Origin of the sequence: Cyanobium sp. N5-Cardenillas, from assembly GCF_024345515.1 — a bacterium.
Classification (GTDB): Bacteria; Cyanobacteriota; Cyanobacteriia; order PCC-6307; family Cyanobiaceae; genus Cyanobium.
Genome location: NZ_JAGQBG010000148.1, coordinates 1 through 7,825, shown reverse-complemented (window position 1 = coordinate 7,825; position 7,825 = coordinate 1). Strand labels below are relative to the sequence as shown.

At 69.1% G+C, this 7,825-nt stretch carries 7 protein-coding genes and 1 pseudogene; 6 read left to right on the top strand and 2 right to left on the bottom strand.

Annotation, left to right across the window (positions count from 1 at the left end):
* Positions 1 to 321 precede the first annotated feature (321 nt).
* Positions 322 to 789 (top strand): thioredoxin-dependent thiol peroxidase, encoded by a 468-nt coding sequence (gene bcp, locus KBZ04_RS11810; protein ID WP_254992112.1) that lies wholly within the window; start codon positions 322 to 324, stop codon positions 787 to 789.
* Here the strand turns inward: bcp and KBZ04_RS11805 are convergent.
* On the bottom strand, positions 759 to 1,520 hold the full coding sequence (locus tag KBZ04_RS11805; protein ID WP_254992111.1) for a type III pantothenate kinase: 762 nt from the start codon (positions 1,518 to 1,520) through the stop codon (positions 759 to 761). The two genes, bcp and KBZ04_RS11805, sit on opposite strands and share 31 nt — an antisense overlap.
* 1 nt (position 1,521) lies before the next feature.
* The gene (locus KBZ04_RS11800) at positions 1,522 to 2,343 is read right to left on the bottom strand and encodes a phosphoadenylyl-sulfate reductase (protein ID WP_254992110.1); all 822 of its coding nucleotides are present in this window, start codon (positions 2,341 to 2,343) and stop codon (positions 1,522 to 1,524) included.
* A 51-nt stretch (positions 2,344 to 2,394) separates the two neighbouring features.
* Here KBZ04_RS11800 and KBZ04_RS11795 point away from each other — a divergent pair, with 51 nt between their 5' ends.
* The 5 genes and pseudogenes from KBZ04_RS11795 to KBZ04_RS11775 form a co-directional block, all read left to right on the top strand.
* Entirely contained in the window at positions 2,395 to 3,609 is a 1,215-nt protein-coding gene (locus tag KBZ04_RS11795; protein ID WP_254992109.1) for an NAD(P)/FAD-dependent oxidoreductase, read from the top strand.
* The gene (locus tag KBZ04_RS11790) at positions 3,606 to 4,256 is read left to right on the top strand and encodes an HAD-IA family hydrolase (RefSeq protein ID WP_254992108.1); all 651 of its coding nucleotides are present in this window, start codon (positions 3,606 to 3,608) and stop codon (positions 4,254 to 4,256) included. The genes KBZ04_RS11795 and KBZ04_RS11790 overlap by 4 nt, the downstream gene beginning before the upstream one ends.
* Before the next feature lie 347 nt (positions 4,257 to 4,603).
* Positions 4,604 to 5,872, top strand: a pseudogene (gene hflX / locus KBZ04_RS11785) (GTPase HflX); the annotation flags it as partial.
* An 84-nt stretch (positions 5,873 to 5,956) separates the two neighbouring features.
* The gene (locus tag KBZ04_RS11780; RefSeq protein ID WP_254992113.1) at positions 5,957 to 6,592 is read left to right on the top strand and encodes a peroxiredoxin; all 636 of its coding nucleotides are present in this window, start codon (positions 5,957 to 5,959) and stop codon (positions 6,590 to 6,592) included.
* Positions 6,589 to 7,825: potassium transporter TrkG (locus tag KBZ04_RS11775; RefSeq protein ID WP_254992107.1), on the top strand; the 1,237-nt coding region annotated here is incomplete at its 3' end. The genes KBZ04_RS11780 and KBZ04_RS11775, both read left to right, overlap by 4 nt.

Sequence of the window (7,825 nt, the reverse complement as noted above, 5' to 3'; positions counted from 1 at the left end):
ACGGGCAGGTCGTTGTCCACAGCCGCGGAAGCCGGCAGCACGGAAGCCGTGAGGGCCGTTCCCACGAAGAGACCGGTGAGAAGTTGCTTGAACACGGGAGAGGATGTTGACTTCAAAGTCAACCTAGCCATGCAAAGTGCTTCTGCCTACAACGTGTGTGCGGTTTCTTTGCCTCTCCACACACAACACGGGGGCGTCAAGGAAGATGTGAGGCTGTCTCGCCGCGACTCGGCCGGCTGCGGAGGCCCGGGACGCCGAAGGGGACAGACAGGGCGTTTCCCCTAGGGTACAAGAGACTCCTTCGTTTTCAAGGTTCGATCCATGGCCCTGCAGGTGGGAGATCCAGCCCCCGATTTCACCCTCCCCGATCAGACGGGCGAGGCCGTGTCCCTGGCCGCGTTGAAGGGGCAGCGTGTGGTGATTTACTTCTACCCAAAGGACGACACTCCTGGCTGCACGAAGGAAGCCTGCAACTTCAGGGACCGCTGGAGCGCCTTCGAAACCCATGGCATCCGGGTGCTGGGCATCAGCAAGGACGGGGCGGCCAGCCACGGCAAGTTCGTCGCCAAGTACGACCTGCCCTTCACCCTGCTGACCGATGCCGAGCCCTGCCCGGTCGCCGAGTCGTACGCCAGCTACGGCCTCAAGAAGTTCATGGGCAAGGAGTACATGGGAATGATGCGGCACACCTTCGTGGTCGATGCCGAGGGCAGGCTGGAGCGGATTTATCTCAAGGTGAAGGCCGAAGCCATGGCCGATCAGATCCTTGAGGACCTGGGCCTGGCCTGAGCCGCTCCGGCCGGCGGACAGGGCCGCAGGGCCACAAGGGCCTCCAGGCAGAGATCGGGGCGGTGCAGCAGGACCTCCTCCCCCAGCTCCGAGGCCCTGCGCAACAGCGGCAGCAGGGTTGGACCGTCTCCCCCTGTGAGCACGATCCGGCAGCCGGGCTCCAGCGCCCGGGCCTGGCGTCCGGCCTCCAGCACCGCGGCCGCCAGACCCTCGGCCACCCCCCGCCGCATCGCCACCTCGGTGGCCCGCGGCCAGGACTCCCCGCTGACGGCACCCACCAGGGGCCTGTCGAGGGAAGGCAAGCCCTCGGTGCCCGAGGCCATGGCCCCCAGCTGCAGGGCCGCTCCCGCCATCAACCGGCCGCCGGCGAAGCGGCCGCGGCCGTCGACCAGGGTGAGACTCAGCACCGTGCCGGCATCGGCCACCAGCACGGGGCTGCCGGTGATCCGCGCCGCCCACCAGCCCGCCAGGGCCCGATCGAGGCCCAGCCATGGGGGGGCTTCAGCCAGGGGCACATCCTCCAGAGCCAGGCGCGTCTCCAACGGCAGGGCGGCCTGGGGAGGCACCGGGCCCACCGCCGCCCAGGCCACGGGAGGATCCACCGCGGCCGCCTGCGGGGGCAGGTGCAGGAATTGCAACCCCCGTTCGCCCCCCAACCCGTCGGCCCCGTCCAAGGCCCAGTGCCAGCGGCTGTTGCCGATCAGCAGCCAGCGAAGCTGGCGAGCCGGCACCTCAGATGCCCTCGCCCATCAGCCCCGGCATGTGGATGCCGCACTCCTGCTGCAGCCCGCCAAACCGTGTGGCCCGACCGTTGGTGGTGCCATCGTCAGGGGCGCTGGTGTGCCAGTCGCCCACCGTGGAATACCCCTGCTCGAACAGCGGGTGCTGGGGCAGGCCGTGCTCCTGCATGTAGTAATAGACGTCACGGCGGCTCCAGGCCAGCAGCGGCCGCAGCGACCAGCGCTCCCGCACCGGATCCAGACAATGCATCGCCCCGCGGTGGTCGGTCTGGCCGGCGCGAACGCCACTGGCCCAGCAGTGCACCTCGAGCTGCTCCAGCCCGCGATCGAGGGGTTCGACCTTACGCAGCCGGTTGTAGGCGCGCATGTCCTCAGGATTCCCTGTTTCCCAGAGGCGGCCGTACAGGGCCTCCATCCTGGCCGGGCTGAGGTCGGCCTGCAGGACATGCAGATTCAGGTTGAGGCGCTCGCAGAGCTCGTCCGCGTAGCGGTAGGTCTCGGGGGGCAGATAGCCCGTATCCACCCAGAGCACGGGGATCGCCGGCCAGGCACCGGAGCCGTCGAGGACACTCACCATGTGCAGCATCACCGCCGACTGGATGCCGAAACTCGTGGTGATGGCGAAGTGGCCGGCGAAGGCCTCCTGGGACCAGCGCATCCGGCCGATGGCATCAAGGGGCTCCAGATCGGAGCGGGCGGCAGCGAGGTCGATGGCCGCTCCATGGCGATCCCGGGGCAGGACCTGGTGGGCCGCATCCAGACCCGCCGCGCTGCCCTCGGGGCTGATGGAAGCCGTGAGGGGGAAGGACACCATTGCCCCATCATCGCCCTTCAGGCATCCGGGGATTGTGGTTAAGGTGACGGCATGCAAGGGCAACCGCAAAAGGCCCAGAACGTCGTCATCGTCGGGGGTGGCTTCGGGGGCCTGTACACGGCCCTGGCCCTGGCCCAGCGGAAGAACCATCCGCCCGTCCTGCTGATCGAGCCGAACGACCGGTTCCTGTTTCTACCCCTCCTCTACGAGCTGCTCAGCGGCGAGTTGCGTGGCTGGGAAATCGCCCCCCGCTACGACGGTCTGCTCGCTGGCCGCGGCCTGGCCTGGCTGCAGGATCGGGTTGAGCGGATCGATTGCGAACGCCATCAGCTGCACACAGCAGCGGGCCGGACCCTCCCCTATGGCCGCCTGGTGATCGCCACGGGTGCCGAGAGCAACACGTTTGCGGTGCCAGGGGCCGACCGCCACAGCCTGGGCTTCCGCAGCCTGGCCGATGTCGAACGGCTCCAGCGCCTGGTGGCCGAGCTGAAACAGCAGCGGCACCCCCTGCAGCGCCTCGCCGTGGTGGGGGCGGGCCCCACCGGGGTGGAGCTGGCCTGCAAGCTCGCCGACATGGCCGAGGGCAGCGCCGTGATCGAACTGATCGAACAGGGGCCGCAGCTGCTGCCCCAGGCCAGGGCCTTCAACCGGGAGCAGGCCGCCCTGGCCCTGCGGCGCCGTGACGTGCGCCTGCGCCTCCGCACCCAGGTGGAGGCGGTCGAGGCCGAAGCGATCAGCCTCCGTTGCCACGGCGATGGGGAGACCACCGCCCACAGCGAAACCCTCGCGGTTCGGGCGGTGGTCTGGACCGCCGGATTGAGCTTCCGGGCGCCCCGGATCGATCCCCCCCCCGCCTGCGACAGCCGGGGCCGCCTGCTCTGCGGGGCCGATCTGCTCCTGCAGGACCATGGCGATCTCTTTGTGGCCGGCGATCTGGCCGCCCCGGTGGATCCGGAAGGAACGACCAGCGAGGCCCCCGGCGCCACCACGCCGGCCACGGCCCAGGTGGCCTTCCAGCAAGCCGCGGTGCTGGCCACCAACCTGATCCACTCCCTCCGGGCCGAACCCCTGGAGCCCTTCCATTGGAAGGATCTGGGCGAAATGATGAGCCTGGGCATCGGCGAAGCCAGCCTCACCGCTTCCGGTGTCACCCTGGCCGGGCCAGCGGCCTACCAGCTGCGCCGGCTGGCCTACCTGACCCGTCTGCCGGGCCGGTCCCACCAGCTGCGGGTCGCCGCCGGTTGGCTCGCCGACTGGACACCATGACGTTGACGCAGGCCTGGCCCCGGCCCAGGGGGCTGTTGCTCGATGCCATGGGCACCCTGATCGGCCTGCGCAGCTCGGTGGGGCATACCTATGCCGTCGTTGCGGCCGAGCACGGCATCGAAGTCGCCCCTGACGCCATCGATCGCGCCTTCCCCGGCGTGCTGCGCCAGGCCCCACCCCTGGCCTTCCCCGACCTCGAAGGCGACAGCCTGCTTCAGGCGGAACGCCGCTGGTGGGGGGAGCGCATCGACGCCGTTCTGGGGGCCGCCGGCGCGGGTGCGGCTCCGGCGGCCCTCCACGACGCCATGTTTGATCGCTTCGCCGATCCGTCGCTCTGGCACGTCTATGCGGATGTGCCCGCCGTTCTGCGCCGCTGGCACGGGGCGGGATTGCGCCTGGCCGTGGTCAGCAACTTCGACCGGCGGCTGCAGCCGCTTCTGGAGGGCCTGGGCCTGGCGGATCTGTTCGAAGCGGTGGTGGTGTCCAGCCGTGCCGGGGCCGCCAAGCCGTCACCCCTGCCGTTCCAGATCGCCCTGGAGTCGCTCGATCTGTCGCCGTCCCAGGTCTGGCACGTGGGCGACAGCCCCGAGGACGGGGCCGGCGCCCGGGCCGCCGGGGTGCGCTGCCTGCTGGTGCGTCGCCCTTGAGGCAGGGGGTGCTGGCCGGCAGAACCGTGGGTCTGCGACCCGCGGAGCGGCGTCGGCTGGAGCAGATCTGCCACCGGCGTCATCCGGGCGATGCGGTGGCGGATCTGCTCACCCTGCAGCGCCTGGCGGCCGAGGGCCGCGATCTGGCGTTGCCCCTCACCCTGGTGGTCGATGGGCGCGGTCTGTGCCGGCTGCTGTGGGTGGGGGAGCTGGACCATTCGGCGCGCCTGCTGGAGAAACTTCCCGGCCCTTCCAGGCGTCAGGGCCACAACCTGCGTCTGCTCACCTGCTCCGGGGCTGGACGCCAGGCGCACCTGCAGCCCTCGGCCCAGGAGGCCGTGGTGGGCATGGACGTGGCGCCGGACCTCTGGCTGCGCTTCGGCCAGCAACCGGACACCGGCGGACGCTGGCCGGCGGCGATCCACACCCCTGCCGGCAGCGGTGAGAGCGCCTGGGACTGCGCCATGGAGGGGGATCTGGCCGAACTCTGCGGCCTCGACCCCGTCGCCCTCGCCGCTGCGGAGCCGCCGGAGGCGTCCCCCGCCCCCGCTCTGGAGGGCCCCGAGCGGGTGCTGCTGCTGGTCCAGACCAGTGGCGACCGGGCCCTGAGCGACCGGCGCATCGCCGAGCTGGAGGGCCTGGTGCGCAGTGCCGGTGCCGTGCCGGTGGGCCGGGTGGAGCAGCGCCGCCATGGCCCCGTCTCCCGCAGCCCCTGGGGGGAGGGGAAACTGCGGGAGGCGGCCCTGGAGGCACGCCGCGTCGGCGCCAGCCTCGTGGTGGCCGACCGGGAACTCACCCCGGCCCAGGCCCGCGACCTGGAGGGGTTGATCGACCTTCCGGTGAGCGACCGCAGCGAACTGATCCTCGACATCTTTGCCCAGCGGGCAGCCAGCGGCGCCGGTCGGCTGCAGGTGGAACTGGCCCAGCTGCGTTACCGCCTGCCGCGACTCACGGGCCGGGGCCTGAGCCTGTCAAGGCAGGGGGGCGGCATCGGCACCCGGGGCCCCGGCGAAACCCAGCTGGAGAAGGACCGGCGCGCCATCGCCCGGCGCATCGAACGACTGCAGCGGGAGGTGCAGCGCCTGGGGGCCCACCGGGCCCGCCTGCGGGAGGGGCGCCGCGACCTGCCGCGGGTGGCCCTGGTGGGTTACACCAATGCGGGCAAGAGCTCCCTGCTCAACGCCCTCACCGGGGCCAGCGGCAGCCAGGCCGTGCTGGCCGAGAACAAGCTCTTCGCCACCCTCGATCCCACCACCCGCCGCATCGAGCGGACAGCCGGTGGTGGGGCGGACGGCCAGCCGCTGCTGGTCACGGACACGGTGGGGTTCATCCGCGATCTGCCCCCCCAGCTGATGGAGGCGTTCCGCTCCACCTTCGAGGAGGCGCTGGATGCCGATGGCCTGCTGATCGTCGTCGACCTGGCCGATCCCGCCTGGCCCGAGCAGCTCACCACCGTGCAGACGATCCTCGATTCCCTGCAGGCCACCATGCCCAGGCGGGTGATCGGCAACCAGATCGACCGCTGCCCCAGCGGCGAACTGGAGCGGGCCAGGGCCGTGGATCCGGCCATGCTGTTCGTTTCGGCCACCGCGGACCTGGGACTCCAGCATCTGCGCCAGGAGCTGCAGTCGTGGCCCGCCACAACCACGACGGGCGGCCCCACTGCTGTGCCAGCATCAGCCGGCGCCAATTCTTCTCCGATGACCCTGCAACTGGGCGACACCGTTCCTGATTTCACTCAGGAGTCCCAGCTCGGCCCGATCAATCTGTACGACTTCGCCGGCGACAGCTGGGTGGTGCTGTTCTCCCATCCCGCCGACTACACCCCCGTCTGCACGACGGAGCTGGGCGAGGTCTCACGGCTGCGGGCCGAATGGGAGAAGCGCAACGTCAAGACCATGGCCCTGAGCGTCGATTCCGCCGAAAGCCACAAGGGCTGGATCGGCGACATCAACGAGACCCAGAACACCACCGTCGACTATCCGATCCTGGCGGACAGCGATAAGAAGGTGAGCAGCCTTTACGGCATGATCCACCCCAATTCCCTGAGCAACCTGACGGTGCGCTCGGTGTTCATCATCGACCCCAACAAGAAGCTGCGTCTGCAGATCACCTACCCCGCCAGCACGGGCCGCAACTTCGATGAGATCCTGCGGGTGATCGATTCCCTCCAGCTCACCGACCACCACCAGGTGGCCACGCCGGTGAACTGGAAGGAAGGCGACGACTGCGTGGTGGTGCCCTCGATCCCCACCGACGAGGCCCGGGCGAAGTTCCCCAAGGGTGTCACTGAGATCCGTCCCTATCTCCGGATGACTCCCCAGCCCAACAAATGAAGCGGCTGCAGAGTTGGCGGCACCGTCTGACGGTGCCGCAGTTCACGGTTGTCACCGGTGCACTGGTGATCGCCTTCGGCACGCTGCTGCTGGCGAGCCCGCTCTGCTCCAGCGATGAGGTGGGCCTCTGGGAGGCCCTCTTCACCGTCACCTCCGCCATCACCGTCACGGGTCTGTCGATCGTCGACGTGGGCGCCGAACTCACCTTTGCCGGCCAGGTCGCCCTGGCCGGACTGATCCTCACCGGTGGCTTGGGGCTGATGGCCATCACCACCTTCCTGCAGGGGTTTGTCCAGGGCCGTTCGGGGCTGCGCCAGCGGCTCGACAAGGGCCGCGCCCTGGATGACTTCGGCGTGGGCGGCATCGGCCCCACCCTGAACCAGATCCTGCTGATCGCCGCCGTGGTGATCGGCATCGGCACCCTGATTCTGTATAACTTCGGCTTCACCGATATCCCTGACAAAGGCCAGCGCCTCTGGGCTTCCCTGTTTCACTGCATCAGCGCCTACAACAACGCCGGCTTTGGTCTGTGGCGCGACAGTCTGGTGGGGTATCAGAGCCAGCCCGTTGTCAACGGGGTGATCGGCCTGCTGATCGTGATGGGCGGCATCGGCTGGCGCGTCACCAACGACATCTGGGTCAACCGCTTCCGCCTGGCCCGCATTCGCCGTCTCAGCCTGCACACCCGGCTGGTGATTCGCACCACCATCCTGCTGGTCGTCGTGGGGACCGTGGGTCTGCTGTTCACGGAACACTTCGCCACCGAGGAAATGGTGCGACAGATGAATCTCTGGGAGAAAATCCAGGTCACCCTGTTCCAGTCGATCACCACCCGCACCGCTGGGTTCAACACCATCCCCATCAGTGTGGAAACCATCTCCGACTCGGGAATCCTGCTGATGATCATCCTGATGTTCATCGGCGCCAGTCCCGGTGGCACCGGCGGCGGCATCAAGACCACCACCTTCGCGGCCCTGATCGCCGCCACCCGTTCCACCCTGCGGGGCCATGACGAAGTCGTGGTGAGAAACCGGGAGATCCCCCTCAAGGTGATCCTCAAGGCCGTGGGTGTCACCCTCGGCTCGGGCCTGTTCATCCTGCTGATGGCCTTGCTGCTGGGGCTGGGCAACACCACCGCCGGAACGCCGGGGAGTGAGGCCTTCACCTTCCTGGAGAAACTGTTCACCTGCGTGTCCGCCTTCGGCACCGTGGGCCTTGACGTCGGCGTCACCA

Coding starts and splice junctions, on each gene's coding strand:
- bcp (WP_254992112.1), top strand. CDS start 322: ATGGCCCTGCAGGTGGGAGATCCAGCCCCCGATTTCACCCTCCCCGAT.
- KBZ04_RS11800 (WP_254992110.1), bottom strand. CDS start 2,343: ATGGTGTCCTTCCCCCTCACGGCTTCCATCAGCCCCGAGGGCAGCGCG.
- KBZ04_RS11795 (WP_254992109.1), top strand. CDS start 2,395: ATGCAAGGGCAACCGCAAAAGGCCCAGAACGTCGTCATCGTCGGGGGT.
- KBZ04_RS11790 (WP_254992108.1), top strand. CDS start 3,606: ATGACGTTGACGCAGGCCTGGCCCCGGCCCAGGGGGCTGTTGCTCGAT.
- KBZ04_RS11780 (WP_254992113.1), top strand. CDS start 5,957: ATGACCCTGCAACTGGGCGACACCGTTCCTGATTTCACTCAGGAGTCC.